This is a genomic window from Pseudomonas sp. FeS53a, from assembly GCF_000931385.1.
Lineage (GTDB): Bacteria > Pseudomonadota > Gammaproteobacteria > Pseudomonadales > Pseudomonadaceae > Metapseudomonas > Metapseudomonas otitidis.
Map to the genome: position 1 here is coordinate 186,699 of NZ_JYFT01000011.1, position 23,124 is coordinate 209,822.

A 23,124-nucleotide genomic window follows, 5' to 3' on the forward strand; every position below is an offset into this window, starting at 1 on the left:
TCAGCGCCCGCCAGCGGCGCGCTGGCGCAGGCCGTCCAGGTCCAGCAGCTCGATGCCGCCGTAGGTGAGGCGCACCAGGCCCAGCGCCTCCAGCTCCTTGAGGATCTGGTTGGTGGTCTGCCGGGAAATCGCCAGCATCTGCGCCAGTTGCTCCTGGGCCAGGTGGATCACCCGGCGCTGACCGTCCGCCTCGCCGTAGCCCTCGGCAATCAGCAGCAGGCGCCGGGCCAGGCGCTGGGGCGCGGGCAGCAGGCTCATCTCTTCCAGGGCGATGAACGCCAGGCGCAGCTTCTGGCTCATCAGCAGGGCCATGTCGCGCCAGCGGGCCGGGTGCTGTTCCAGCAGGCGCAGCAGCGCCGCCTGGGGCACGTTGAGCAGGTGGCTGGGGCTTTCGGCAAAGGCGTCGTGGGTACGCGGCTGGCCGTCGAACAGGCAGATCTCGCCGAACCAGTGGGGCGGCTCCACCAGCGCCAGCAGCGCTTCCTTGCCGTTCTCCGTGCTGCCGCCCACGCGGATCGCCCCGCCCAGCACCGCGTACAGGCCGCACGGCGGATCGCCGCGGCGGAACAGGCGCTGCCCCGCCGCCAGTTCCAGCGGGCGCGCGACACCCAGCAGGGCCTCGCGGAAGGCCTCCGGCAGGCTGGCGAACCAGTGGCCGGCGAGCAGGCGTTGGTGACAGTCGGAAAGTTCGGGCATGGCGGGCTGGGGTTTGTCGGCTAGGTGACAGAGGATAGGCCAGTGCAGGCGCCATTATCGACCGCACTGCCCGAACCCGAGGAAACAACAATGAAAACCCTCATCGATCACCTGAGCCAGTACGCTGACTACCACCGCGACCGGCGCAACATCTTCAGCCACTTCATCGGCATCCCCATGATCGTGGTCGCCGTGGCCGTGCTGCTGTCCCGCCCGGGCCTGCCCGTCGCCGGCCTGTGGCTGTCGCCCGCCAGCGTCGTGGCCCTGGCCGCCGCGCTGTTCTACTTCCGCCTCGACACGCGCTTCGGCGTGGTGATGACCGCGCTGCTCGGCCTCAGCCTCTGGGCCGGCCAGCACCTGGCCGTGCAGTCCACCGCCGTGTGGCTGGGCGCCGGGCTGGGGTTGTTCTTCGTCGGTTGGGTCATCCAGTTCATCGGCCACTACTACGAGGGCCGCAAGCCCGCCTTCGTCGACGACCTGATGGGTCTGGTGGTGGGCCCGCTGTTCGTGGTGGCGGAACTGGGCTTCATGCTCGGCCTGCGCAAGGAGGTGGAGCGCGCCATCGAGGAACGCTCCGGCCCCACCTGCATCCGCGAGAAAAAGGCCACCGCCTGAGCCGCTCTGTGGATAACCCGCGCCAGGGTGGACCGCGCTTCATCGGTCCATCGTCGGTGCCACCCGCCACACCGATGGTGGACGTGAAAAGCGACGTCCACCCTGCGCCCGGTCGATCCTCGCGCCCCTGCGGGAGCGGACTCATCCGCGATCGGTCGCAGGCTCAGCTGTGGATAACCCGCGCTGCGACCCGTTCCCTCAACCCCCTGCCGCCAGCAATTGGGTGCTCATGGAGCGCGCGTGGCGGTCCACCATCATCGGTGCGTAGGGGCGGCCGGAGGCGCTGACCAGGGTGTTGCTCTGGCTGTTCATGTCGGCCAGCGCTGCCTTGAGGAAGCCCCAGCGGGTCTTCAACTTGCCCACCACCGGGTCGGCCTTGTCCAGGGGCTGGAGCTGGGCGTCGATGGCCGGGAGCAGGGTGCGCTCGTCCTGGCCGATGTAGGTGTCGCCGTTCTCCCGGGCGATCTCGAAGGTGCCGATGTAGGCGCGGCTGAGGTACTGCACGGCGAGGTACTCGACCTTGGCCGGCAGCTCGCCCTGGGGGGTGTTGCCGGGCGCGGCGCGGGCGGCGATCAGCAGGTCGCGCAGGGATTTGGCCAGCTCCTGGGGGAAGCGCCAGGGCACGTCCTCCTCGTTGTGGCCGTAGGAAACACCCTGCTGCAGCTGGGTAACAAGGGCGCGGTACTTCTGCCGAAGCCCGTCGCTGGGCTGCGGCACCGCCTGGAACGCGGCATCCAGGGCCTGGAGGTCGGCCTCGAAGCGGGCCTTGTGGGTCTCCTGGAAACCTTCGCCCCGGTACAGCAGCAGGCTGCTGGTGGCGCGGCAGGCGTGGACCTGGATCTGGTCGATGGGGGCCAGCTCGGCGGCCAGGGCCATCCCGGCCCCGGCAAGGCCCAGCAGCAATCCGATGAAAGCGCGTGATAGAGCGTCTGAAAGCATCCCGGCGTGCTCCTTTTCTTGTTGTTGTGAGCAGACGAAGGACGGGCCCACGGGGCCCGCCCGGTGCGCGCACAGCCTACTGCGACGCGGGATGGACGGAATTACCCGAAAGAGTGATTTGGTGCCGGCGGGGCCTTCATTCCGACGGTCGAACCAGTTGGCGCAGGCGCTCGGCGCTCTCCGGGTCGGCGGGGAACAGGGTCTCCAGGGCCAGCTCCGAGAGGGTGATGTCCACCGGCGTGCCGAACACGGTGATGGTGCTGATGAAGCGGATCACCCCCAGCGGCGTGTCCAGCAGCAGCGGCACCAGCACCGCATCGCCGCTCGGCGTCTCTGCGCTGGGCGGCGCCGGGTAGGCCGCCAGCTCGGCATGCAGGGCGGCCAGGGCCTCGTCACCGCTCGCCTCCAGGTCCCGGCGCAGGCGCGCCAGCAGGTGGGCGCGCCAGGTGCCGAGGTTGAGGATGCGCGGCGCCAGCCCCTCGGGGTGCAGCGACAGGCGCAGGGCGTTGATCGGCGGCACCAGCAGCGCCGGCGAGACACCCGCCACCAGCGCCATCACCGCGTCGTTGGCGGCCAGCAGGTTCCAGTGCCGGTCGATGGCCAGGGCCGGGTTCGGCTCATGGGCCTTGAGCAGTTGCCCGATGGCTTGGCGGGCGGCGTCCAGGGCCGGGTCGTCGAGGCTGTGCTGCGGGTAGAGCGGGGCGAAGCCGGCGCTGGCCAGCAGCCGGTTGCGCTCGCGCAGGGGAATCTCCAGGTGCTCGGCCAGGTGCAGGAGCATCTCCCGGCTCGGCTGGGCCCGTCCGGTCTCGACGAAGCTCAGGTGGCGGGTGGAGATGTCGGCGCTGCAGGCCAGGTCGAGCTGGCTGAGGCGGCGGCGCTGGCGCCAGTGGCGCAGCAGGGCGCCGATGGGGAGAGTTGGTGCGTTCATGGCAGCGACGATAGTCGAGGCTGGTAGGGCTGGCCATTACCTGCCAGGTAATCGACGCGATGCTGCGGGACGGCGAATCCTCGGCCCGTCGGCAGTGGCCTTCGCCGCCGCCTCGTCCAGCCAGGAGACTCGCCATGAACACCGTGCAACCGAATCCTCTGCTCCGCCGTGTCCTGCAACTCGATGCCCTGCTCAGCGGCGGCGCCGGCCTGCTGCTCTGCCTGGGGGCGGCGCCCCTGTCGGCCCTGCTGGGGCTGCCCCTCGCGCTGCTGCAGATCGCCGGCCTGCTGATGCTGCCCTGGTGCGGTGTGCTGCTGTGGATGGCCCGCCGCGCGCCCCTGGACCGGCGCGCGGTGTGGGCGGTGATCGCCGTCAACGCCGCCTGGGTGGTGGACAGCCTCCTGCTGCTGGCCAGCGGCTGGGTGCAGCCGACCTTCTGGGGCCAGGCCTTCGTCATCGCCCAGGCGCTGGCGGTGGTGCTGTTCGCCGAGCTGCAGTACCTGGGGCTGAAGCGCTCGGCCGAGGCGGTCTGTGGATAACCCGGGCAAGCCGGTCGCTGCTGTCCATGCGCCCTGGGCGTTCGCTTGAGCGGGGTCCACCCCGCCCAGGGTCGCGCGCCCATGAAAAAGCCCCTCCGGGGAGGGGCTTGCGGGTCACCGGCTCAGAGCGAGGACGCGGCCTGCCAGGCCTTGGGCTTGAAGAACAGCGTCTCGCCGCGGGCCAGGCCCACCAGGCTGTCGTGGTCCTTGACCACCTCGGCCTCGATCAGCTCGTCCTGCCCGTCCACCTTCAGGGTGACGCGGGTGATGGCGCCCAGCGGGCGGATGTCGCGCACTTCGGCGGCGCGGTGTTCGTCCACTGCCTGGCGCGACAGGGACACCTCGTGGGGGCGGAACAGCACGTGCTCGTCGCTGCCCAGGTAGAGGCGGTTGGAGTCACCGAGGAAGTGGTAGACGAAGTCGCTGGCCGGGTTCTCGTAGACCTCGCCCGGGGCGCCGATCTGCTCGATCACGCCCTTGTTCATCACCACGATGCGGTCGGCCACTTCCATGGCTTCTTCCTGGTCGTGGGTGACGAACACGGAGGTCAGGTTGATCTCCTCGTGCAGGCGCGCCAGCCAGCGGCGCAGCTCCTTGCGCACCTTGGCGTCGAGGGCGCCGAAGGGTTCGTCGAGCAGCAGGATCTTCGGCTTCACCGCCAGGGCGCGGGCCAGGGCGATGCGCTGGCGCTGGCCGCCGGAGAGTTGCTCCGGGTAACGGTCGGCGAGCCAGTCCAGCTGCACCATGTTCAGCAGCTCGTGGACCTTCTCGGCGATCTCCGGCTCGCTGGGGCGCTCGCCCTTGGGCTTCATGCGCAGGCCGAAGGCGACGTTGTCGAACACGCTCATGTGGCGGAACAGGGCGTAGTGCTGGAACACGAAGCCGACGTTGCGATCACGCACGTCGTGCTGGGAGACGTCCTCGCCGTGGAACACGATGTTGCCGGCGTCCGGGGTCTCCAGGCCGGCGATGATGCGCAGCAGGGTGGTCTTGCCGCAGCCGGACGGGCCGAGCAGGGCGACCAGTTCGCCGCTCTGGATGTCCAGGTTGATGGCGTTCAGCGCGCGGAAGGCGTTGAAGTTCTTGCTGACGTTACGGATTTCGATGGACATGGGTTACTCCTCCGCGTCGGCGTGACGTAGGCGGGACAGACGGGCTTCGCTCCACTGCTTGAGCAGCAGGATGAACAGCGCCAGGAGCAGCAGCAGGCTGGCGACGCTGAATGCGGCGACGTGGTTGTACTCGTTGTAGAGAATCTCGACGTGCAGGGGCAGGGTGTTGGTGACGCCGCGGATGTGGCCGGACACCACCGACACCGCGCCGAACTCGCCCATCGCCCGCGCGGTGCACAGCACCACGCCGTAGATCAGGCCCCATTTGATGTTGGGCAGGGTCACGTGCCAGAACATCTGCCAGCCGTTGGCGCCCAGCAGGCGCGCGGCTTCCTCCTCCTGGGTGCCCTGTTCCTGCATCAGCGGGATCAGCTCGCGGGCGACGAAGGGCACGGTGACGAAGACGGTGGCCAGGACGATGCCGGGCAGGGCGAAGACGATCTGGATGTCGTGGTCGCTCAGCCACTTGCCGAAGTAGCCCTGGGCGCCGAACAGCAGCACGTAGATCAGGCCGGCGATCACCGGGGAGACGGAGAAGGGCAGGTCGATCAGGGTGACCAGGATGCTCTTGCCACGGAACTCGAACTTGCTCACGCACCAGGCGGCAGCGACACCGAACACCAGGTTCAGCGGCACGGAGATGCCCACGGCGATCAGCGTCAGCTTCAGGGCGGAGAGGGCGTCCGGTTCGATGATGGCTTCGAAGAAGGTGCCGAAGCCCTGCTTCAGCGCCTCGCTCAGGACGATGTACAGCGGCAGCAGCAGGAACAGCGCGAACACCAGCCAGGCGGCGGCGATCAGCGCGAAGCGCCCCCAGGGGTTGCCGCGACGGGCGGCATTGGCGGAGGCGGCGGTCAGGGTAGCGGAACTCATGGCGGCCTCCTCAGGGGGTTTCGATGCGGCGCTGCAGCAGGTTGATCAGCAGCAGCAGGATGAAGGAGACCACCAGCATCAGCACGCCGATGGCGGTGGCGCCGGTGTAGTCGTACTGGTCCAGCTTGACCATGATCAGCAGCGGCAGGATCTCGGTCTTCATCGGCATGTTGCCGGCGATGAAGATCACCGAGCCGTACTCGCCCACGCCCCGGGCGAAGGCCAGGGCGAAGCCGGTCAGCCAGGCGGGCAGCAGCGCCGGCAGGAGGATGTGGCGGAACACCTGCAGCGGCTTGGCGCCCAGGCAGGCGGCGGCTTCTTCCACCTCGCGGGGGATGTCGGCCAGCACCGGCTGCACCGTGCGCACCACGAAGGGCAGGGTGACGAAGGTCAGCGCCAGGGTGATGCCCAGCGGGGTGTAGGCGATCTTGAAGCCCAGGTCGGTGGCGAACTGGCCGACCAGGCCGGCCGGCGCATACAGCGCGGTGAGGGCGATGCCGGCGACGGCGGTGGGCAGGGCGAAGGGCAGGTCGATCATGGCGTCGATGATCTTGCGCCCGGGGAAGTCGTAGCGCACCAGCACCCAGGCCAGCAGGGTGCCGATCAGGCCGTTGATCACGGCGGCGGCCAGCGCGGTGCCGAAGCTCAGCTTCAGCGCGGCCAGCACACGGGGTGAACTGACGATGCCCCAGAACTGGGTCCAGCTCAGGTCGAAGGTCCGAAGGAACATGGCACCCAGTGGGATCAGGACCAGCAGGCTGAGGTACACCAGCGTGTAGCCCAGCGTCAGCCCGAAGCCGGGTATGACGGGGGAGATACGTCGAGACATCATCTGTCCTTTTTCTGCGTTGGAACGCTCAAGCCCGATGCCGGCCGTCGCTGGCCCGGGCACGGCAAAGGGAAGCTCGCGCTTCCCCTTGTCCCGGCGGGATTGGAACCCGCCCTTGTTTCTGCTTCAGCGGCGCGTCATTGCGCCTGGTAGATCTGGTCGAAGATGCCGCCGTCGTTGAAGAACTTCGGTTGCGCTTCCTTCCAGCCGTTGAAGTCCTTGTCCACGGTCACCAGCTCCAGTTTCGGGAACTGGTTGGCGAACTCGGCAGCGACCTTCTCGTTGCGCGGGCGGTAGAAGTTCTGCGCGGCGATGCGCTGGCCTTCCTCGCTGTACAGGTACTGCAGGTAGGCTTCGGCGACCTTGCGGGTGCCCTTCTTGTCGACGTTCTTGTCGACCACGGAAACCGGCGGCTCGGCGAGGATCGACAGGCTCGGCGCGACGATCTCGAAGTTCTCGCCACCCTGCTCCTTGAGGGCCAGGAAGGCTTCGTTCTCCCAGGCCAGCAGCACGTCGCCGATGTTGTTGTTGACGAAGGTGATGGTCGAACCGCGGGCGCCAGTGTCGAGAACCGGCACGTGCTTGTACAGGGCCTGCACGTATTCCTGAGCCTTGGCGTCGCTGCCGTACTGCTTCTTGGCCCAGGCCCAGGCGGCCAGGAAGTTCCAGCGGGCGCCGCCGGAGGTCTTCGGGTTCGGGGTGATGACTTCCACGCCGGCCTTGGTCAGGTCGCCCCAGTCCTTGATGCCCTTGGGGTTGCCCTTGCGCACCAGGAACACGATGGTCGAGGTGTAGGGGGTGCTGTTGTCCGGCAGGCGTGCCTGCCAGTTCTCGGGGATCAGCTTGCCGAGCTTCTGCAGCTCGTCGATGTCGCCGGCCAGCGCCAGGGTCACCACGTCGGCCTTGAGGCCATCGATCACCGCACGGGCCTGCTTGCCCGAGCCACCGTGGGATTGCTGGATCTTCACGTCTTCGCCGCCCTGGGCTTTCCAGTGCTTGGCGAAGGCGGCGTTGTAGGCCTGGTACAGCTCACGGGTCGGATCGTAGGAGACGTTGAGCAGTTCGGTCGCGGCGGCCACGGGGCCGACCACCAGGGTGGAGAGCAGGGCACCGGCCAGGCTGGCCAGGGCGAAACGGCGGATGGACATGGAAGCTCCTGGGAATTCGTGTCGGCGATTGGTGTTGTTATTGGGCACGGCCGAGCGGCGACGTGCGGGAGGCCCGCCGAGGTGGTCGGCGCGGCAGCCCTCCGGTGGTCCAGTCGGGCCTGTGTCTCAACCGTGCTTGGCCGGTTGCTGCAGGCGGAATTTTTCCTTGCGTTCGATCTGGACCACCTGCCCGTTGTGGACGGTGATCTCGACGGCACCGAACCGCAGGCCGTTCAGTGCACTCTGGATTTCGCGCAGGATGCTGGCCTCGTCCTGCCCGTCGATGCTACGGAGGGTTGCGCTCATGATCTTGCTCCTTGATGAGGGGCCCCGCGTCGATGAACAGGTTGTTCGCGTGGCGTGGGCGCATTTAAGCAAGGCGCAAATATTCTTAAAAATACTATTTAAGAATTTTTATATAACTTTCAGGCAGGTTGGCGTCAGATCAGCGGAATCTGCCCCGGGTGCTCCTGCGGGTGGGTCACCTGGTACCACTCCGCCTCCAGCTCCGCCGCCGGGCGCGGGCGGTTGAACAGGTAGCCCTGGCCCTGGTCGCAGCCCAGGCCCAGCAGCGTCTCGATCTGGTCCTGGCGCTCGATGCCTTCGGCCAGCACCTGCAGGCCCAGGCTGTGGCCGAGGGCGGTCACCGCGCGAGCGATGGCCATGTCGTCCTGGTCCTGGGGCAGGTTGCGCACGAAGCTCTGGTCGATCTTCAGCTTCTGCACCGGCAGGCGCTTGAGGCGCTGCAGGGAGGAATAGCCCGTGCCGAAGTCATCGATGGCCAGGCGCACGCCCAGGGCGCAGAGGCGCTGGAGCAGCTCCAGGGCGGTGTCCGGGTCTTCCATCACCGCGCTTTCGGTGATCTCCAGCTCCAGGCGCCCCGGCTCCAGGCCGGTTTCCTTGAGGACACGGGCGACGCGGGTGTCCAGCTCGCCCCGGCTGAACAGGCGGCAGGAGACGTTCACCGAGATGAACGAGAGCGCCAGGCCGCGCTCGCTCCAGGCCTGCATCTGGCGGCAGGCGCGCTCCAGCACCCAGGCGTCGATGGCGCCCACCAGGCCGCTTTCCTCTGCCACCGGGAGGAACTCGCCGGGCGGCACCAGCCCGCGTTGCGGGTGCTCCCAGCGCACCAGGGCCTCGGCGCCCAGCAGGCGACCGGTGGCCAGGGCGTGGATGGGCTGGAAGTAGACCCGCAGCTCGTCCCGCTCCAGGGCCTGGCGCAGGGCGCTGACCAGCTCCACCCGCTGGCGGGCCTGCTCGGTGAGGTCCTGGCTGTAGAAGGCGAACGTCTGGCGCCCGGCGCTCTTGGCCTTGAACAGGGCCGAGTCGGCGTTGCGCAGCACCTGCTCGACGTTGGTCGCGTCCCCCGGGAAGCGGGCGATACCCAGGCTGGCACTCATGAATAGCGCGCGGCCGCCGGATTCGAAGGGGGCCTCCAGGCGTTGCTGGATGCGCCCGGCGAGATCGGCGGCCTGCTCGGCGCTGCGTCGCTCGGCCAGCAGGCCGAACTCGTCGCCTCCCAGCCGGGCCAGGGTCATGCCGCCCTCGGCCAGCGGCCCCAGGCGTTCGCCCACGGCCTTGAGCAACTGGTCGCCGACGTTGTGGCCGAGGCTTTCGTTGATGTGCTTGAAGTGGTCCAGGTCCAGCAGCACCACGATGCCCTCGCTGCCTTCCCGACGGGCGCGCTCCAGGGCGTGCTCCACGCGCTCGGTGAACAGCAGGCGGTTGGGCAGGCCGGTCAGCGGGTCGTGGTGTGCGAGGAAGTCCAGCTCGTTCTGCGAGCGCTTGATGGCGCTGATGTCGGAGAACACCGCCACGTAGTGGGTCAGTGCCCCGTCTTCGTCGTGGATGGCGCGGATGTTCTGCCACAGCGGGTAGGTCTCGCCGTTGCGCCGACGGTTCCAGATCTCCCCGCTCCACTCGTTGCGGTTGGCCAGGGCGTTCCACATCGACTGGTAGAACGTTCCATCGTGCCGGCCGGACTTGAACAGCATCGGCGTACGGCCGATCACCTCCTCCTCGCTGTAGCCGGTGATGCGGGCGAAGGCCCGGTTGACGTGGACGATGCGTTGCTCCGCGTCGGTGACCAGTACCCCTTCCTGGGTGCTGTCGAACACCGCCGCCGCCTGGCGCAGGCTGGCGTCCTGCTCCCGGCGCGCCTGCAGGTACGCCCTCAGGCGGCGCAGGTACAGGCAGATCAGCAGGTAGAGGAAGGCGCTGCTGAGCAGTACGAAGAACAGGCCCTTCGCCGATTGCAGCAGGTCGCGCTGGGCATCGCCGAGCGGCAGCTGGCGCAGCAGGCGATCACTGAAGATGACCCACAGGCAGGACAGCAGGAAGTAGGGCAACACCACGCGCATGGCGCTGAATCGGGCTCTCATGGGGTGGTCGGGGCCGTGTCGGATTTGTGATCGGTTGCGCATTATAGATGAACGCGCATTCATCTCTTTCTTATCTAAAGAACAGGATGGTTTTCTCACGAAGCATGGGGATAATGAGGTCGTTTGTCCGACAAATCATCGCGGGCAGATCTCGTTCCTTCTTCCCCCGAGGTTATGCACCCCATGTGGTACAACGGTTTTCTCGACCTGTCGGCCTGGCAGCTCGTGGCAGTCACCCTGGTGATGACGCACATCACCATCGTCAGCGTCACGGTCTACCTGCATCGCTACTCCGCCCATCGATCCCTCGAACTCCACCCGGCCCTCAAGCACTTCTTCCGTTTCTGGCTGTGGATGACCACCGCCATGAACACCCGTGAGTGGACGGCCATCCACCGCAAGCACCACGCCAAGTGCGAAACCGTGGACGATCCCCACAGCCCCGTGCACAAGGGCCTGTCCACCGTGCTGCGGCGCGGCGCGGAACTCTACCGCGAAGAGGCCCGCAACGAGGAGACCCTGCGCATCTACGGCAAGAACTGCCCGGATGACTGGCTCGAACGCAACGTCTACTCGCGCTACCCCATCGGTGGCGTGACCCTGATGGCGATCATCGACCTGGCGCTGTTCGGCGCCGCCGGCATGACCGTCTGGGCCGTGCAGATGATGTGGATCCCCGTCTGGGCCGCCGGCGTCATCAACGGCCTCGGCCACGCCATCGGCTACCGCAACTTCGAATGCCGCGACGCCGCCACCAACCTGGTGCCCTGGGGCATCCTCATCGGCGGTGAAGAGCTGCACAACAACCACCACACCTACCCCAACTCCGCCAAGCTCTCGGTGAAGAAGTGGGAGTTCGACCTGGGCTGGGCCTGGATCAAGCTGTTCAGCCTGCTCGGCCTGGCCAAGGTGCAGCGCGTCGCGCCCATCGCCCACCAGGTAGCCGGCAAGGGCAACCTGGACATGGACACCGCCATGGCCATCCTCAACAACCGCTTCCAGATCATGGCCCAGTACCGCCGCCTGGTGATCGCCCCGCTGGTGAAGCAGGAGCTGGCCAAGGCCGACGAGTCGGTCCGCCACCTGTTCCGCCGCGCCAAGCGCCTGCTCTCCCGCGAGACCAGCCTGCTGGACGACGGCCACCACGCCCGCATCGCCGCCATGCTGGAGCAGAGCCAGGCCCTGCGCACCATCTACGAGAAGCGCCTGGCCCTGCAGCACATCTGGGCCAAGACCAGCGCCAACGGCCACGAGATGCTCGAAGCCATCAAGCAGTGGGTGCACGAGGCCGAGGCCAGCGGCATCCAGTCCCTGCGGGACTTCGCCGAGCAGCTCAAGACCTACTCGCTGCGCCCGGCGACTGCCTGAGGTCCAGCGGTTTATGGAAAGGCCGGCACATGCCGGCCTTTTTCATGCCCGCGTATCACGCCCTCCACCCGATGAAGCGCGCAAAAAAAGCCGCCCGGGGAGGGGCGGCTGGAACAAGACACCGGGCGGGTTAGGAGCGGATACCCGGTGTCAGGAGGTCAGGGAAGGAAGGAAACGCGGTCAATCAGCTGTCCTGGGCGGTGTCGGCCGGTTGCTCGGCGCCCTGGCGGGCGACGGCCTGCTCGTGAGCGGCGTCGATGGCGCGCTGCTGATACTGCGCATTTCGCGCAACAAAGGCGGAGGACTCTTCAGCGAAGGAGAACTGGGCGAAGGACAGGGCGAAAGCGGCGAAGCTGGCAGTAATGAAGAGATTGCGGTGCATGGCGTGATCCTCGGCGGGATGCATCTGGGAACGGGGGCCATCTTAGGCGCCGGCCCCACCCGGAAAAACCGCCAGGCAGGTGAATCACAATTGCTTCTAGCGCAACAATGAATTCGGTCGAGCCCAGTGCCGAGGGTCGTCCAGCACCGCGTCGTCCTGGGCGAACAGCGGGGGCAGTTCGGCCTTGAGGAAGTCCACCCAGGTGCGGATCTTCGCGTCGATGAAATGCCGCGACGGGTAGATCGCATAGATGTTGCGCTCGCGCAGGCGGTGTTCCGGCAACAGCCGCAGCAGGCTGCCTTCGCGCAACGGCTGGCAGGCGACGAAGGAGGGCAGCAGGCAGAAGCCCATGCCGGCCTGGGCCGCTCGCGCCAGGGACTCGGCCACGTTCACCTGGAAGGCCTCCGCCGGCAGCACGTCGTATTCGCCGTGCTCGTCGCTCAGTGTCCAGTTGTCCTGGTAGAGCGGGTCCAGCAGGCGCAGGTAGCGGTGCCGGCGCAGGTCCGCCGGGCCGCTGGGCACGCCGTGGCGGGCCAGGTAGTCGGGCGAGGCGCAGAGCACGCTGTACATCTGCCCCAGGGACTGGGCGATGCGCTGGGAGTCCGGCAGCTCGCGGGCGAAGGTCAGCACCACGTCCTGGCCGTCCTCGATGGGGTCGGGGTTGCGCTGCGACAGCGTCAGCTCCACCACCACCTCCGGGTACAGCGCGCTGTAGCGGGCCACCAGCCCGGTGACGTGCTGCAGGCCGAGGCCGGTCATGGTGTGCACCCGCAGGCGGCCGCTGGGCTTGAGGTGCGCCCCGCGCGCCTCGGCAGCGGCCTGGTCCACCTCGTCGAGGATCGAGCGGCAGCGCTGCAGGTAGCGCTCCCCCACTTCCGTCAGCCCCAGGCGCCGCGTGGTGCGGTGCAGCAGCCGGGCCTGCAGCTGCTGCTCCAGCTCCGACACCAGGCGCGACACCTGGGCGGTGGACAGGTCCAGGGCCTGGGCGGCGGCCGTGAAGCTGCCGGTCTCGATGACGCGAACGAACACACGCATGCTGTTCAGGGTGTCCATTGTTACTCCTCGCGCAAGGCTGCTTCTCTGGGGACGCGGATTATCAGGGAAAAGCGGCCCAATATACTGCGGTGCCGAACTGTTTCCCATTTCGCTGGTGTGCCGCCTTCCGGCCCGTTCCGTGGCCTTGCGGCCTGTTCGTCCAGCGCCGCCAGAGGTAATTCATGACCCCCGATCAACGCTTCGCGCGCCGGGTCCGCGCCGCCATCGTCGCCTTCGTCCTGCTGTTCGCCTACTTCCTCGCCGCCGACCTGTGGATGCCCGTCACGCCCCAGGCCCAGCTGACCCGTCCGGTGGTGCGCCTGGCGCCCCGCGTCAGTGGCCAGGTGCTGGACGTGGCCGTGGCCAACAACCGCCACGTCGAGGCCGGCCAGGTGCTGTTCCGCCTCGACCCCGAGCCCTATCGCCTCGCCGTGGCCGCCGCCGAGCTGGCCGTGGAGGCGGCCGCGCGGGACAACGCCGAGCTGGACGCCGGCCTCGCCGCCGCCCGGGCCTCGCTGCACGCCGCCGAGGTGACCGCCCGCGAGCTGGAGCGCGAGACCGACCGCCTTGCACGCCTGGTGCAGACCCAGCACGTCTCCCGCCAGCTCTACGAACAGACCGAGTCGCGCCGCAGCGCCGCCCGCGCCGACGTCCTCGCCGCCCAGGCACGCATCCGCGAGCAGGAGGCCCGCCGGGGCACCGCTGGCGCCGACAACCTGCGCCTGCGCCAGGCCCGCAACCAGCTGGAGCAGGCCCGCCTGCAACTGGCCTACACCGAGGTCCGCGCCGAGCGTGCCGGGGTGGTCAGCAACCTGCAGCTCTCGCCGGGCGCCTACGTCGCCGCCGGCACCCCGGTGGCGGCCCTGGTGGCCGACGAGGTGGACATCAGTGCCGACTTCCGCGAAAAGGCCCTGCGCTATGTCGGCCCGGGCGATGCCGCCGCCGTGGTCTTCGACGCCTGGCCGGGGCACATCTTCCCGGCCCGGGTCAGCGCTATCGACGCCGGCGTGCGCGAGGGCCAGCTCGATGCCAACGGCGACCTGGCCGCCCCCGCCAGCTCCGACCGCTGGGTCCGTGATGCCCAGCGCCAGCGCCTGCACGTGGTGCTGGAGCAGGCGCCCGAGGCGCCCCTGCCCAGCGGCGCCAAGGCCACGGTGCAGCTCTACCCCCACGACTCGCCGCTGGCCAGCGCCCTGGGCCGCGCGCAGATCCGCCTCATCGCCTGGCTCCACTACATCTACTGAGTCCGACAATGAAGCGCGCCCTCGACGAAAACGGCCTGCGCCAGTGCCTGCGACTGGCCTGCGGCGGCACCCTCGGGCTGTTCATCTGCAAGCTGATGAACTGGGACAACGGCTCCTTCTTCTGCGTCTACCCCATGCTGCTGCTCGGCCTGGTGCCCACCCTCAACGCCCACCTGATCCGCCAGTTCCTCGCCCAGGCGGTGCTGGTGAGCCTGGAGACACTGGTCATCTACGGCCTGTTCGGCGACCGCCCGCTGCTCATCGTGCCCCTGGTGTTCCTCGCCTTCTTCTGGCGCTTCGCCCTCATGGCGCGTGGCCCGCTGTTCCTGTTCGGCGCCCTGGGCTGCGTGTTCCTCTCCATGCAGCTGCACTTCGCCAGCTACCCCGACACCCACCTCTACGACCTGGTGGCCAGCAACCTGGTGGCCGCCGGCCTCACGGTGCTGATCGCCTGGCTGATGTTCTACTGCTTCCCCGACGCCGAACCGCGCGCACCCCGCGTCCTCCCGGAGAAGGACCTGCCCAGCCGGCGCCACGAGGCCGTGCTTGGCGCCAGCCTCGCCACGCTGTCCTTCATGCTCTTCCAGACCCTCGACCTCAGGGACTCGCTGTCGGCCCAGATCGCCTCGATCCTGGTGCTGTTTCCGATGCACTGGCACGGCATCCGCTTCGCCGGGCGTATCCGCGCCCTCGGAACCCTGCTCGGCTGCGTCATCGCCCTCAGCCTGCAACTGCTGCTCTACGACCACTACGACGTACTACCGCTCGTCACCTCGCTGTACTGGATCGCCGCGTTTTTCTGTGCCCGGGTGCACGTATTGGAGGGTGCACAGGGGGTTGGCTTCGGCGCGTTGACAACTTTGGCCATCGTTTTCGGTCAATACCTGACGCCGAGTCACGACATGATGTTCAGCCTGGCCTATCGGCTCAGTTCGGTTTGCGTAGCGGTCTTCGTCACCCTCCTTGCGGTGTTCGTCCTACACCGGCTCCTCAACCGTTTTGCCGCCACCCGCCACCAGAGCCATGCTTGATTCGGCCTTGCCCCGCCTGCCCGGGATGGGCGGGCTCAACCCGATCGAGGACGCGAAGGAAGGCTATGGGACGGATGGAAAACCTGGACGAAATACCCAGCGAGGCGGAAAAGCTCACCCTGGCGCTGCTGCACAGCCGGGGTGAGGTGGAGCGCCTGCGCGAACGCGAGGCGCTGTTCAACGTGCTGCTGGGCAGCGTCAACGCCGTGCTCTGGGCGCTGGACTGGGAGGCGCAGAAGATCGTCTACGTCAGCCCCCACTACGAGCGCCTGTTCGGCCGCCCGGCCGAGCTGCTGATGGTGGACGTCAACGAATGGCGCAACTGCATCTACCCCGACGACGTCGAGTACGCCGCCAGCAGCCTCGCCCAGGTGCTGGAGAAGGGCGCCATCGAGGCCCGCGAGTACCGCATCATCCGTGGCGACGGCCAGGTGCGCTGGCTCAGCGACAAGTGCTTCGTCAGCCGCCAGGGCCAGGCCGGGCAGACCACCCTGGTGGTGGGCATCGCCGAAGACATCACCGAGAAGAAGACCCTGGAGGCCGAGCTGCAGCGCCTGGCCACCACCGACGTGCTGACCGGCACCAGCAACCGCCGGCACTTCTTCGAATGCGCCCAGCGCGAGTTCGACGTCGCCGAACGCTACGAGCGCTCCCTGGCCTTCCTGTTGCTGGACATCGATGACTTCAAGCAGATCAACGACACCTTCGGCCACCAGGTGGGCGACGTGGTGCTGCAGCGCATCGCCCAGTGCGGCGCCGGTGCCTTGCGGCGGGTCGACCACTTCGGCCGCATCGGCGGCGAGGAGTTCGCCGCCGTGTTCCCCGGCTGCGACCCGGCCCAGGCCCTGCAGGTGGCCGAGCGCCTGGAGCGCGAAGTGCAGCGGCTGTCGTTCAGCGCCAACGGCAAGGTGTTCAACGTCACCCTCAGCCAGGGCCTCACCACCCTGCGCCCCGGCGACACCCTCGAACAGCTCTACACCCGCGCCGACGAGGCCATGTACACCGCCAAGCGCAGCGGCAAGAACCGCATCGTGCAGGTCTAGCCACCCGGCCATGCGGGCTTCGTGCCGTAGGGGCGGCTTCAGCCGCCAAGCGGGCCGCAGGCCCGCCTTTCGGAATCCATGGGACCGCTATGCGGTCCTTGGGCGAATGAATTCGCCCCTACAGGTTCATCGCCACCACGGTCCACCCTGCGCCCCCATTCTTCGCGCTCGCCCTACGGCTGGAACGGCGACTCGCTGAGGATCACCCCCGTCTCGTCCACATAGCGCTGCCAGGCCTCGATCAGCCCGGCCAGCGCTTCCGGCCGCTCCTGGGCCAGATCGTGGATTTCCCCCGGGTCCTTCTCCAGGTCGTACAGCTGCCAGGTTTCCGGTCCCACCGGCGCGGGGATGTACACCGCCTTCAGGTGCCCCTGGCGGATGGCGCGCATGCCGAACAGCTCCCAGCCGGTGGCCGTCCTGCCGTCGTGCACCTGGGGCGTCTCGCCCGAGAGGTAGCCGAGCCAGGAGCGCCCGCGCACCGGCGCCACCTCGCGGCCGCGCCAGCGGGTGCCCGGGTGGCGCACGCCGGCCAGGTCCAGCACCGTCGGGGTGATGTCCATCACCGTGGCGAAGGTGTGGCTCACCTGCTTCTGCCGCCGCAGCTGTGGATAACGCACCAGCGCCGGCACGCGGATGCCGCCCTCGGTGGTGAAGGCCTTGTACAGGCGCGACGGCGCCGTGGCCGCCTGGGCCCAGCGCGGGCCGTACCAGACGTAGGAGTTGGCGCGGCCGATGTTCTCCAGGCTGTTGTCGTAGTGCTGGTCGAGGAAGCTCTTCAGGTTCGGGCCGAACTTGGGGAAGGCCTCCAGCAGCGCGCCCTCGGCGCCGTTGTCGGACATGAAGAGGATGAAGGTGTCGTCCTCCAGGCCCTGCTGGCGCAGGTAGTCCAGCACCCGGCCGATGTTCCAGTCCATGCGCTCCACCATCGCCGCATAGACCTCCATGGTCCGCGCCGACACCTGGCGTTCCGCCTCGCTCAGCGCGTCCCACTCGGCGCTGATCGCCCGCACCGGGTGCGCTTCCACATCCGCCGCCACCAGCCCCAGCGCCTTGAGCTTCTCCAGGCGTTCCAGGCGCAGCGCCTCGGGCCCGGCGTCGTAGCGGCCCCGGTAGTTATCCACAACCTCGGCCGGCGCCTGCAGCGGCCAGTGCGGCGCTGAGAAGGGCAGGTAGGCGAAGAACGGTCGGCTCTGGTCGCGCTCCTTCAGGTACTGGATCAGCCGGTCGGCGAAGGCGTCGGAGGAATAGAAACCCTCCGGCAGTTGCTCGATGAAGCGGTCGTCTTCCACGTACAGCGCCGGCGTCGCCTTGAGGATGCCCGGCGTGGTCTCGTCGTAGGGCGGCTCGTAGCCATAGTGGTTGGCCGCCCCCGGCAGCAGCGAGAAGGAGCGTTCGAAGCCCCGTGCATGGGGCGCCCGCTCGGCGGTCAGGCCCAGGTGCCACTTGCCGGACATCAGCGTCTGGTAGCCCGCCTCGCGCAGCAGCTCCGGCAGCGCCACCACGCGGTCGTTCAAGTAGCCCTCGTAGCCCGGCTTGCCGATCAGCTCCGGGGTCAGCGCCTCGGCCATGGTGCCGATGCCGGCGATGTGGTGGTCGGTGCCGGTGAGCAGCATCGAGCGGGTCGGCGAGCAGGTGGGCGCGGTGTGGAAGTCGGTCAGGCGCAGGCCGTCGAAGGCCAGGCGGTCCAGGTTCGGCGTGGCGATCTCGCCGCCGAAGGCGCCCAGGTCGGAGAAGCCCAGGTCGTCGGCGACGATGATCAGGAAGTTCGGGCGTTTGCTCATGGAGGCTCCAGGGTCAGAGGGCGATGGATTCGAACGGCAGGTCGGCCAGCCTCGGCGGCTGCGGCGGGCGGTAGTCGCCATCGCCGGTGAGCTGGTGCAGCAGCGCCTCGCGCACCTGGTGGAAGTCATGGCCGGTGCGCTGGCGCGGGCGCGGCAGGTCGATCGGCACCACCTGCTTGATGCGCCCGGGGCGGGGCGCCATCACCACCACGCGGTCGGCCAGGTAGATGGCCTCCTCGGCGTCATGGGTGACCAGCAGGGTGGTGATGCGCTGGCGCGCGCGGATGGCCAGCAGCTCGTCCTGCATCTGCTGGCGGGTCAGCGCATCGAGGGCGCCGAAGGGCTCGTCCAGCAGCAGGATGCGCGGGCTCGCCACCAGCCCCCGGGCGATGGCCACGCGCTGGGCCATGCCGCCGGAGAGCTGGTGCGGGTAGGCCCCCTCGAAGCCGCCCAGCTCCACCAGCTGCACGAACTGCTGGATGCGCCGGGCGCGCTCGCCCTGTTCCAGCTTCTCGTTGACCAGGCCCAGGCCGATGTTCTGCGCCACCGTCAGCCAGGGGAACAGGCGGTGCTCCTGGAACACGATGCCGCGTTCGCCACCGATGCCGCGCACCGGCTGGCCGTCCACCTCGATGCGGCCGTCGAAGGCGGTGTCCAGGCCCACCAGCAGGCGCAGCAGGGTGGATTTGCCGCAGCCGCTGGAGCCGACGATGGCGATGAACTCACCCTCCTCGATATCCAGGCTGAAGTCCTGGATGGCCTGGAAATCCTGGCCATCCACCTCGAAGACCTTGCCGACCCCGGCGAAGCGCACCGTCGGCGCGCGGGTCGTGGCGGGTGGCGACACCCGGTGGAATGCGTTCATGCGGTTCTCCAGCGCGTCGCGCGCGCTTCGATGCGTTGTCCGAGGGTGCCCAGCAGCGCGCCCACCAGGCCCACTAGGACCATGGCGGCCATCACCTGGTCCATGCGGAACAGCTGCTGCGCGCCGAGCATGTAGCTGGCGATGCCGCCGTCCGAGGGCATGAAGTACTCGGCACCGATGGTGCCCAGCCAGGCGTAGATCAGCCCCAGGCGCAGGCCGGCGAAGATGGCCGGTGCGGCGCCCGGCAGCACCAGCAGGCGCAGGCGCTGGCCCAGGCCGAGGCGCATCACCTGCGCTGCCTCGCCGAGCTGCGGCGAGAGCGCCAGGACGCCGCGCTGGGTGGCGATGAACAGGGGGAAGAAGGCCGCCAGGGCGACGAAGGCCAGCTTGGCCGCCTCCCCCAGGCCGAACCAGGCGGTGAGCAGCGGCACCCAGGCGAAGATCGCCACCTGGCGCAGGGCCGAGAGGCTGGGGCCGGCGAAGCGCTCGGCACGGGCGGAGAGCCCCAGCAGCAGGCCCAGCACCAACCCCGCGCCGCCCCCCAGCGCCAGGCCTGCCACGGTGCGCTTGAGGCTGGCACCCATGGCCGTGGGCAGGCTGCCATCCAGCAGCCCTTGGTGCAGGGCACGCAGCACCTCCAGCGGGGAAGCGAGGATATTGGCGTCGACCCAGCCCAGGCTGCTGCTGGCCTGCCACACCGCCAGCAGCACCAGGGGCAGCACCGCCGCCTGCAAGCGCTGCCAGCCCCGCAGGCGCGGGCCGCGCGGGCGCTCGGCGGTGGCCGGGTGCGGCCAGAACAGCAGGCGGGCGTCGAGCAGGTTGATGCCGCGATCCATCAGCGCGCCCACCAGGCCGATCACCAGGATGCAGACGAACACCAGGTCGAGCATGAACAGCTGGCGGCCCCAGACCATCAGGTAGCCGATGCCCTCGCTGGAGGCCAGCAGCTCCACCGCCAGCAGCGAGGTCCAGCCGGTGGCCAGGGCCAGACGCAACCCGGCCATGAAGGCGGGCAGGGCAGCCGGCACGACCAGGCGCCAGGCCAGCAGGTGCGGCGGCAGGCGCAGCACCGCCGCCGCCTCGCGCAGGCGTGGCTGGGCATCGCGCACGCCGGCCAGGGTGTGCAGGGTCACCGGCACCACCACGGCCTTGACCAGCACCACCAGTTTCAGCGCCTCGCCGATGCCGAACAGCAGCATGAACAGCGGGATCCACGCCAGGGTGGGGATCTGCGCCAGGGCCACGAAGCTCGGGTAGACCAGCGCCTCGGCCCGCCGCGACAGCCCCAGCCAGGTGCCCAGCAGGGTGCCGGCGGCCACGCCGAGGGCAAAGCCCAGCAGCAGCCGCTGCAGGCTTATCCACAGGTGCGCCCAGAGTTCGCCGGAACCGAATTCCACCGCGCTCTGCCACACCAGCGCCGGGGACGGCAGGATCTGCCCGGACATCCACTGGCCCCGCGCGGCCAGCCACCACAGCAGCAGGAGCGCGGCGGGCAGGGCCCAGGGCAGCAGCACGGCACCGACCCGGGGGCGTCGGCGCACGGCTGGCAGGGGCAGGGTGGGGAACGGCGTCTGGATCGTGCTCATCGGGTCTCCCGGCGCGCCATGAATATTTCCCGGAGGCATAAGAAGCGTTGGCTTCTGCTGTTCCAGGGATAAGAAGAGCTATTCATAGGGAGCGGCGGGGGAGGGCGGCAAATGCATTTGCCGAATATTTTCCATGCGCGCGGCGCATACCGGCCTGGCGGGTGCGGCAGTGCTGACTTAAGCATCCAGGGAATAAGTGAATGAGTTTTTATTATTTAATTTGCCGTTCAGCCTGTGGATAAGGTGCCGCCATCGACCTTATCCACAGGAGCCACGCCATGTCCCTTTCCCTGCCGCGCCTCATCGGGCGCTTCGTCCCCGCCTTGTTGGCGGGCTGGCTGGGCACCTTCGCCCTGCCTGCCCAGGCAGCCGCCCCCAGCACCCTGCGCATCGCCGTGCCCGACCTCAGCGCCGGCAGCGAACACAGCGGCGGTGGCGTGGTGGACGTGCTGCGCAGCCGGCAGATCCTGGAACAGGAATTCGCCGCAGACGGCATCCGCGTCGAATGGCTGTTCTTCAAGGGCGCCGGCCCGGTGATCAACGAAGCCCTGGCCAACGGCCAGGTGGACTTCGCCTACCTCGGCGACCTGGCCGCCATCATCGGCAAGGCCAGCGGCCTCGACACCCGCCTGCTCAGTGCCACCGCCCGCGACGTGAAGAGCTACCTGGGCGTGGTGCCCGGCTCGGGCATCAAGACCCTGGAAGACCTCAAGGGCAAGCGCGTCGCGGTGTTCCGCGGCACCGCCAACCAGTTGTCCTTCGCCAACGCGTTGGCCAGCCGAGGCCTGTCCGAACGCGACTACAAGGTGATCAACCTCGACTTCAACGCCGCCAACGCCGCCCTCGCGGCCAAGCAGGTGGACGCCTCCTGGGGCCTGGCCGGGCTCATCGCCCTGCGTGAGAAGGGCCTCGCCGAACTGCCCCTGAGCACCCGCGACCTGGGTGGCGCCGGCAGCACCCAGGCGGTGCTGGTGGGCACGGGCGCCTTCGTCCGCGAGTACCCCGAGATCACCGCGCGCCTGGTCAAGGCCCAGCAACAGGCGGTGGAGTGGCTGCGCGACGACAACCACAAGCAGGCCTACGTCGAACTGGTCTCGCGCCTGGCCAGCTACCCGCCGGTGATCCTCGGCACCGACCTCAAGGACGACAGCTTCCACACGATCTTCGACCCGCGCCTGGATGCCGACTTCCTCGCCCGCTTGCAGAAGGGCGTCGACTTCGCCGCCGAACAGCGGCTGATCCGCAAACCCTTCCAGGTGAGCGACTGGGCCGAACCGCGCTTCCTCGATGCCGCCCTGGCCGAGCAGGCCCAGGCCTCGCGCTGAACCCCGATTCGCAGGGTGGGCTTCAGCCCACCAACGGAGTCGCGATTGGCCCCGATAGCGGACCAGTGGGCCGCCCGCCAGACGCCTGGTCGCCGCCCGTAGGGTGCGGTGAGCCGCGCGAACCGCATCGCACCCCGGGCGCCCGGCAACGATGGGCTCTGCGCACCATTCGTAGGGTGGGCTTCAGCCCACCGACGGAGTCGCGATTGGCCCCGATAGCGGACCGGCGGGCCGCCCGCCAGGCGCCTGGGCACCGCCCGTAGGATGCGGTGAGCCGTGCGAACCGCATCGAACCTCAGGCGCCCGGCAACGATGGGCTCTGCGCACCATTCGTAGATACCGTCTTGATTGCTAGTGAGCAAGGGCCAGTTTTGCGTCAAACGGCTGGCCCGATTTCAGCACGCCATAGGCGATGTTCAGTAGCTTGCGCATCGCTGCGCAGACGATCTGCTTGCCGGTCTTGCCCCGCTCCCTTAGCCGTTCGCCCATGGCTCTGATCGCTTCGTTGTAGGTCAGGGCGCTGATCGCGGGCATGTACAGGCCGGCCCTCAGGCGCGATGAGCCCATCTTGGAGATGCGTCGTAGATACCGTCTTGATTGCTAGTGAGCAAGGGCCAGTTTTGCGTCAAACGGCTGGCCCGATTTCAGCACGCCATAGGCGATGTTCAGTAGCTTGCGCATCGCTGCGCAGACGATCTGCTTGCCGGTCTTGCCCCGCTCCCTTAGCCGTTCGCCCATGGCTCTGATCGCTTCGTTGTAGGTCAGGGCGCTGATCGCGGGCATGTACAGGCCGGCCCTCAGGCGCGATGAGCCCATCTTGGAGATGCGTGTCTGCCCCCGGTAGCTCCCGGACTCCTGCAGCCGTGGATTGAGCCCGGCAAAGGCGGTGATGGCGCGGCCATTGGCAAAGCGCAGCGGGTCGCCCAGCTCCGCCAGGAGCAGGGCGGCGGTCTTGTCGGCGACTCCGTCGATGCTGGTCAGCAGGTCGCGCTTGCCTCGCAGGTCCGGGTCGTTGTCGATGTGGTCGTCGATGGCCTTGAGGGTTTCTTCGATCTCCTGGCCGACATGTTCCAGCACCGACTGGATCGAGGCCTGCACGCTGGCATCGGCCACTTCCAGACGGTTGCGCTCCATCTGTTCGATTTCGCGAAGATCCCCCAGGCGCCGTACCAGGGCCTTCAGGCGCTTTACGGCACGGGGCTCGGGTTGCCAGGGGCGCAGCTCGTCCTGGTGGCGCTCGCCGTATTCGGCGATCAGCTTGGCGTCGACCTTGTCGGTCTTCACCCGCTGCAACTGGCTGCGGGCGTAGTGGGCGATCTGCGCCGGGTTGAGGACACAGACCCGATAGCCTTGCTCCAGCAGCCATTCGGCCAGGGCTTCATGGTGGATGCCGGTGGCCTCCAT

23 protein-coding genes are annotated in these 23,124 nt (G+C 68.4%); 7 read left to right on the plus strand and 16 right to left on the minus strand.

Annotation, left to right across the window (positions count from 1 at the left end; all coding sequences use genetic code 11):
• Nucleotides 1-696: a Crp/Fnr family transcriptional regulator gene (locus SZ55_RS04485; protein ID WP_044401979.1), complete on the minus strand. Its 696-nt coding sequence runs from the start codon at nucleotides 694-696 to the stop codon at nucleotides 1-3.
• Nucleotides 697-786: 90 nt separating this feature from the next.
• Between SZ55_RS04485 and SZ55_RS04490 the strand changes: the two genes are divergently transcribed.
• Nucleotides 787-1,311, plus strand: coding sequence for an Mpo1 family 2-hydroxy fatty acid dioxygenase (locus SZ55_RS04490; protein WP_044401982.1), 525 nt, complete (start codon nucleotides 787-789; stop codon nucleotides 1,309-1,311).
• 198 nt (nucleotides 1,312-1,509) lie between these two features.
• On the opposite strand, the gene SZ55_RS04495 is transcribed toward SZ55_RS04490, so the two are convergent.
• The gene (locus SZ55_RS04495; protein ID WP_044401985.1) at nucleotides 1,510-2,250 is read right to left on the minus strand and encodes a hypothetical protein; all 741 of its coding nucleotides are present in this window, start codon (nucleotides 2,248-2,250) and stop codon (nucleotides 1,510-1,512) included.
• Between the two features lie 136 nt (nucleotides 2,251-2,386).
• The gene (locus SZ55_RS04500; RefSeq protein ID WP_044401988.1) at nucleotides 2,387-3,178 is read right to left on the minus strand and encodes a helix-turn-helix domain-containing protein; all 792 of its coding nucleotides are present in this window, start codon (nucleotides 3,176-3,178) and stop codon (nucleotides 2,387-2,389) included.
• Between the two features lie 134 nt (nucleotides 3,179-3,312).
• Here SZ55_RS04500 and SZ55_RS04505 point away from each other — a divergent pair, with 134 nt between their 5' ends.
• The gene (locus tag SZ55_RS04505; protein WP_044401991.1) at nucleotides 3,313-3,717 is read left to right on the plus strand and encodes a hypothetical protein; all 405 of its coding nucleotides are present in this window, start codon (nucleotides 3,313-3,315) and stop codon (nucleotides 3,715-3,717) included.
• A gap of 122 nt (nucleotides 3,718-3,839) precedes the next feature.
• Here the strand turns inward: SZ55_RS04505 and SZ55_RS04510 are convergent, their stop codons facing one another.
• From SZ55_RS04510 to dibA, 6 genes are all read right to left on the minus strand, one after another.
• Entirely contained in the window at nucleotides 3,840-4,829 is a 990-nt protein-coding gene (locus SZ55_RS04510; RefSeq protein WP_044401994.1) for a sulfate/molybdate ABC transporter ATP-binding protein, read from the minus strand.
• 3 nt (nucleotides 4,830-4,832) lie between these two features.
• Nucleotides 4,833-5,702 (minus strand): sulfate ABC transporter permease subunit CysW, encoded by an 870-nt coding sequence (cysW, locus tag SZ55_RS04515; RefSeq protein ID WP_044401997.1) that lies wholly within the window; start codon nucleotides 5,700-5,702, stop codon nucleotides 4,833-4,835.
• Nucleotides 5,703-5,712: 10 nt separating this feature from the next.
• Complete coding sequence (gene cysT, locus SZ55_RS04520; RefSeq protein ID WP_044402000.1) at nucleotides 5,713-6,531, minus strand: sulfate ABC transporter permease subunit CysT; 819 nt, start codon at nucleotides 6,529-6,531, stop codon at nucleotides 5,713-5,715.
• 137 nt (nucleotides 6,532-6,668) lie between these two features.
• Nucleotides 6,669-7,679: a sulfate ABC transporter substrate-binding protein gene (locus SZ55_RS04525; protein WP_044402003.1), complete on the minus strand. Its 1,011-nt coding sequence runs from the start codon at nucleotides 7,677-7,679 to the stop codon at nucleotides 6,669-6,671.
• A gap of 126 nt (nucleotides 7,680-7,805) precedes the next feature.
• Nucleotides 7,806-7,985: a sulfur starvation response protein OscA gene (oscA, locus tag SZ55_RS04530; RefSeq protein WP_044402006.1), complete on the minus strand. Its 180-nt coding sequence runs from the start codon at nucleotides 7,983-7,985 to the stop codon at nucleotides 7,806-7,808.
• A 134-nt stretch (nucleotides 7,986-8,119) separates the two neighbouring features.
• Nucleotides 8,120-10,060, minus strand: coding sequence for a phosphodiesterase DibA (gene dibA, locus SZ55_RS04535; RefSeq protein WP_044402009.1), 1,941 nt, complete (start codon nucleotides 10,058-10,060; stop codon nucleotides 8,120-8,122).
• Nucleotides 10,061-10,243: 183 nt separating this feature from the next.
• Between dibA and desA the strand changes: the two genes are divergently transcribed.
• Nucleotides 10,244-11,428, plus strand: coding sequence for a delta-9 fatty acid desaturase DesA (gene desA, locus SZ55_RS04540; RefSeq protein ID WP_044402012.1), 1,185 nt, complete (start codon nucleotides 10,244-10,246; stop codon nucleotides 11,426-11,428).
• A 184-nt stretch (nucleotides 11,429-11,612) separates the two neighbouring features.
• Here desA and SZ55_RS04545 read toward each other — a convergent pair whose 3' ends face one another.
• Together SZ55_RS04545 and SZ55_RS04550 are read right to left on the minus strand one after the other, a co-directional pair.
• On the minus strand, nucleotides 11,613-11,810 hold the full coding sequence (locus SZ55_RS04545) for a hypothetical protein (RefSeq protein ID WP_044402015.1): 198 nt from the start codon (nucleotides 11,808-11,810) through the stop codon (nucleotides 11,613-11,615).
• 96 nt (nucleotides 11,811-11,906) lie between these two features.
• Nucleotides 11,907-12,863, minus strand: coding sequence for a LysR family transcriptional regulator (locus SZ55_RS04550; protein WP_044402018.1), 957 nt, complete (start codon nucleotides 12,861-12,863; stop codon nucleotides 11,907-11,909).
• Between the two features lie 164 nt (nucleotides 12,864-13,027).
• Here SZ55_RS04550 and SZ55_RS04555 point away from each other — a divergent pair, with 164 nt between their 5' ends.
• The 3 genes from SZ55_RS04555 to SZ55_RS04565 all read left to right on the plus strand — a co-directional run bounded on the left by SZ55_RS04555 (nucleotide 13,028) and on the right by SZ55_RS04565 (nucleotide 16,163).
• Nucleotides 13,028-14,089, plus strand: a complete 1,062-nt coding sequence (locus SZ55_RS04555) for an HlyD family secretion protein (RefSeq protein WP_044402021.1) — start codon at nucleotides 13,028-13,030, stop codon at nucleotides 14,087-14,089.
• Between the two features lie 8 nt (nucleotides 14,090-14,097).
• Nucleotides 14,098-15,120, plus strand: a complete 1,023-nt coding sequence (locus SZ55_RS04560) for a DUF2955 domain-containing protein (RefSeq protein ID WP_044402024.1) — start codon at nucleotides 14,098-14,100, stop codon at nucleotides 15,118-15,120.
• A gap of 74 nt (nucleotides 15,121-15,194) precedes the next feature.
• Nucleotides 15,195-16,163: a GGDEF domain-containing protein gene (locus SZ55_RS04565; protein ID WP_044402027.1), complete on the plus strand. Its 969-nt coding sequence runs from the start codon at nucleotides 15,195-15,197 to the stop codon at nucleotides 16,161-16,163.
• Between the two features lie 173 nt (nucleotides 16,164-16,336).
• Here SZ55_RS04565 and SZ55_RS04570 read toward each other — a convergent pair whose 3' ends face one another.
• The 3 genes from SZ55_RS04570 to SZ55_RS04580 are packed head-to-tail and all read right to left on the minus strand — an operon-like array spanning nucleotide 16,337 to nucleotide 20,395.
• Nucleotides 16,337-17,944, minus strand: coding sequence for an arylsulfatase (locus tag SZ55_RS04570; protein WP_044402030.1), 1,608 nt, complete (start codon nucleotides 17,942-17,944; stop codon nucleotides 16,337-16,339).
• A gap of 13 nt (nucleotides 17,945-17,957) precedes the next feature.
• Complete coding sequence (locus SZ55_RS04575; RefSeq protein WP_044402033.1) at nucleotides 17,958-18,809, minus strand: ABC transporter ATP-binding protein; 852 nt, start codon at nucleotides 18,807-18,809, stop codon at nucleotides 17,958-17,960.
• On the minus strand, nucleotides 18,806-20,395 hold the full coding sequence (locus SZ55_RS04580) for an ABC transporter permease (protein WP_044402035.1): 1,590 nt from the start codon (nucleotides 20,393-20,395) through the stop codon (nucleotides 18,806-18,808). The genes SZ55_RS04575 and SZ55_RS04580 overlap by 4 nt, the downstream gene beginning before the upstream one ends.
• 278 nt (nucleotides 20,396-20,673) lie before the next feature.
• Here SZ55_RS04580 and SZ55_RS04585 point away from each other — a divergent pair, with 278 nt between their 5' ends.
• On the plus strand, nucleotides 20,674-21,720 hold the full coding sequence (locus SZ55_RS04585; RefSeq protein WP_044402038.1) for an ABC transporter substrate-binding protein: 1,047 nt from the start codon (nucleotides 20,674-20,676) through the stop codon (nucleotides 21,718-21,720).
• A gap of 351 nt (nucleotides 21,721-22,071) precedes the next feature.
• On the opposite strand, the gene SZ55_RS04590 is transcribed toward SZ55_RS04585, so the two are convergent.
• Together SZ55_RS04590 and SZ55_RS04595 are read right to left on the minus strand one after the other, a co-directional pair.
• On the minus strand, nucleotides 22,072-22,254 hold the full coding sequence (locus tag SZ55_RS04590) for a hypothetical protein (protein ID WP_052807646.1): 183 nt from the start codon (nucleotides 22,252-22,254) through the stop codon (nucleotides 22,072-22,074).
• Nucleotides 22,255-22,320: 66 nt separating this feature from the next.
• A partial coding sequence (locus SZ55_RS04595; protein ID WP_044402041.1) for an IS110 family transposase occupies nucleotides 22,321-23,124 on the minus strand: 804 nt, incomplete at its 5' end.

Coding starts and splice junctions, on each gene's coding strand:
- SZ55_RS04485 (WP_044401979.1), bottom strand. CDS start 696: ATGCCCGAACTTTCCGACTGTCACCAACGCCTGCTCGCCGGCCACTGG.
- SZ55_RS04510 (WP_044401994.1), bottom strand. CDS start 4,829: ATGTCCATCGAAATCCGTAACGTCAGCAAGAACTTCAACGCCTTCCGC.
- SZ55_RS04495 (WP_044401985.1), bottom strand. CDS start 2,250: ATGCTTTCAGACGCTCTATCACGCGCTTTCATCGGATTGCTGCTGGGC.
- SZ55_RS04500 (WP_044401988.1), bottom strand. CDS start 3,178: ATGAACGCACCAACTCTCCCCATCGGCGCCCTGCTGCGCCACTGGCGC.
- SZ55_RS04575 (WP_044402033.1), bottom strand. CDS start 18,809: ATGAACGCATTCCACCGGGTGTCGCCACCCGCCACGACCCGCGCGCCG.
- oscA (WP_044402006.1), bottom strand. CDS start 7,985: ATGAGCGCAACCCTCCGTAGCATCGACGGGCAGGACGAGGCCAGCATC.
- SZ55_RS04555 (WP_044402021.1), top strand. CDS start 13,028: ATGACCCCCGATCAACGCTTCGCGCGCCGGGTCCGCGCCGCCATCGTC.
- SZ55_RS04565 (WP_044402027.1), top strand. CDS start 15,195: ATGGAAAACCTGGACGAAATACCCAGCGAGGCGGAAAAGCTCACCCTG.
- SZ55_RS04545 (WP_044402015.1), bottom strand. CDS start 11,810: ATGCACCGCAATCTCTTCATTACTGCCAGCTTCGCCGCTTTCGCCCTG.
- SZ55_RS04505 (WP_044401991.1), top strand. CDS start 3,313: ATGAACACCGTGCAACCGAATCCTCTGCTCCGCCGTGTCCTGCAACTC.
- SZ55_RS04585 (WP_044402038.1), top strand. CDS start 20,674: ATGTCCCTTTCCCTGCCGCGCCTCATCGGGCGCTTCGTCCCCGCCTTG.
- SZ55_RS04560 (WP_044402024.1), top strand. CDS start 14,098: ATGAAGCGCGCCCTCGACGAAAACGGCCTGCGCCAGTGCCTGCGACTG.
- SZ55_RS04525 (WP_044402003.1), bottom strand. CDS start 7,679: ATGTCCATCCGCCGTTTCGCCCTGGCCAGCCTGGCCGGTGCCCTGCTC.
- SZ55_RS04590 (WP_052807646.1), bottom strand. CDS start 22,254: ATGCCCGCGATCAGCGCCCTGACCTACAACGAAGCGATCAGAGCCATG.
- cysT (WP_044402000.1), bottom strand. CDS start 6,531: ATGTCTCGACGTATCTCCCCCGTCATACCCGGCTTCGGGCTGACGCTG.
- SZ55_RS04580 (WP_044402035.1), bottom strand. CDS start 20,395: ATGAGCACGATCCAGACGCCGTTCCCCACCCTGCCCCTGCCAGCCGTG.
- dibA (WP_044402009.1), bottom strand. CDS start 10,060: ATGAGAGCCCGATTCAGCGCCATGCGCGTGGTGTTGCCCTACTTCCTG.
- SZ55_RS04550 (WP_044402018.1), bottom strand. CDS start 12,863: ATGGACACCCTGAACAGCATGCGTGTGTTCGTTCGCGTCATCGAGACC.
- desA (WP_044402012.1), top strand. CDS start 10,244: ATGTGGTACAACGGTTTTCTCGACCTGTCGGCCTGGCAGCTCGTGGCA.
- cysW (WP_044401997.1), bottom strand. CDS start 5,702: ATGAGTTCCGCTACCCTGACCGCCGCCTCCGCCAATGCCGCCCGTCGC.
- SZ55_RS04570 (WP_044402030.1), bottom strand. CDS start 17,944: ATGAGCAAACGCCCGAACTTCCTGATCATCGTCGCCGACGACCTGGGC.
- SZ55_RS04490 (WP_044401982.1), top strand. CDS start 787: ATGAAAACCCTCATCGATCACCTGAGCCAGTACGCTGACTACCACCGC.